Below are 1,793 nucleotides of genomic sequence, written 5' to 3'. Positions count from 1 at the left end.
AATCTAACCCACTCATGATCTTCAGTATACAAGAGGTTTTCAGGGATCTTCATTATTGCAGTTCTTTTATTAAGTTTATATGCTTATTTAATTTTATTTTGAATAATGGGACCTCCATTCAATATTTCTTCATCCGCAAAAGACTCAAAGGACTTAAAGTTTTGTACAAACTGCTCAGCAAGATGCAGTGCTTTTTCGTCATATGCCGACTTGTCATCCCATGTATTTTTAGGATTTAAAATTTCAGACGGTACATCTTCGCATTCTACCGGAATCTGCAGTCCAAATACAGCATCATGCACAAAATCCACATTTTCAAATTTATTTTCAAGTGCCGCCAAAATCATTGATCTGGTAAAAGCTAACTTAATACGTTCTCCTTTACCATACGTTCCTCCCGACCAGCCCGTATTAATTAGCCATACCTTTATATTATTTTCTTTTAATTTTTTTCCTAATAGATCTGCATATTGAGTGGGATGAAGCGGTAAAAAGGGCTTTCCAAAACATGCTGAAAATGTTGTCTGAGGTTCTGTAATCCCAGCTTCGGTTCCCGCCACTTTCGCAGTGTAACCTGAAATAAAATGATACATTGCCTGTCCTACCGATAATTTTGATATCGGAGGAAGAACTCCAAAAGCATCACAGGTTAAAAAGAAAATATTATTGGGTGTTTTACCTATTGAAGGATGCACTGCATTATCAATAAAATCGATAGGATAAGCTGCTCTCGTATTTTCTGTTACTGAAATATTATCATAGTCCACCCTATCTGTTCCTTCAAAAAAACGTACATTTTCAAGCAAAGTTCCGGAACGGATTGCTGAAAATATCTGTGGTTCTTTTTCCTCGCTTAAGTTGACACACTTAGCGTAACACCCCCCTTCAAAATTAAAAACACTTTCATTATCCCAACCATGTTCATCATCACCGATTAGCTTTCTTGAAGGATCTGCAGAGAGCGTAGTCTTACCTGTTCCGGAAAGACCAAAAAAAACAGAAGTATCTCCATTAACTCCAATATTAGCAGAACAGTGCATGGAGAGTATATTTTGTTCAAATGGGAAGATATAGTTCAATACCGTAAAAATTCCCTTCTTGATTTCTCCGGTATACCCGCTTCCTCCAATAAGAATTATTTTCCTGGTGAAATTGATAATCGTAAAATTATGCTGACGGGTCTTATGGATTTCAGGAATTGCTTTAAACTCGGGAGCATTAAGAATAAGCCATTCATGTTGAAAGGTTTCCAATTCCTTTTCTGTAGGTCTCAAAAAAAGATTGTTCACAAACAAATTTGCCCATGGAGTCTCAGTGATGACTTTTATGTTCAGTTTGTACTCAGGCTTTGCACAAGCGCAGGCATCCCTGACATAAATATCTCTCTCTGAAAGATGGGCTAAAACACGGTCATACAATCTATCAAAATCCTCTGGCGTAAAAGGGTGATTGACCTCTCCCCACCAAATAGAATCTTTGGTCTCATCATCCTTCACGATGTATTTATCTTTAGGAGAACGTCCCGTGAATTCACCGGTATCACAAGCCAACGCTCCCGATTCTGTGATAATCCCCTGTCCATTTTTTAGGGTTTGGGATATTAGTTGCGGTACGGATAAATTCCAATAAACTTCTTTATTGGGTACAATTCCAATATTTCTTAGAGATTCTAAATATTCCATCAATCAATGCAGATTTGTTATGTTCACAAAAGTAGGAGCTTTAAAAGGAAGAAGAAATGATGCACATCGTTCATAAACTTGATTTAAGTCAAATTTATATCATCGCAAAAT

Annotated in this window: 1 protein-coding gene; it reads right to left on the bottom strand. The window is 36.9% G+C overall.

From position 1 onward, the window contains the following. Positions 1-83: 83 nt before the first annotated feature. Entirely contained in the window at positions 84-1,682 is a 1,599-nt protein-coding gene (gene pckA / locus AB671_RS20570) for a phosphoenolpyruvate carboxykinase (ATP) (RefSeq protein WP_066681775.1), read from the bottom strand. Positions 1,683-1,793: the final 111 nt, after the last annotated feature.

Source organism: Chryseobacterium sp. BGARF1 (assembly GCF_001677955.1).
GTDB lineage: Bacteria > Bacteroidota > Bacteroidia > Flavobacteriales > Weeksellaceae > Chryseobacterium.
Note: the sequence above shows the minus strand (reverse complement) of the source record. Positions and strands in the feature narration are given on the sequence as shown.

Bases quoted from the DNA above. Each gene is read 5' to 3' on its own strand.
- pckA (WP_066681775.1), bottom strand. From the start codon at position 1,682: ATGGAATATTTAGAATCTCTAAGAAATATTGGAATTGTACCCAATAAA.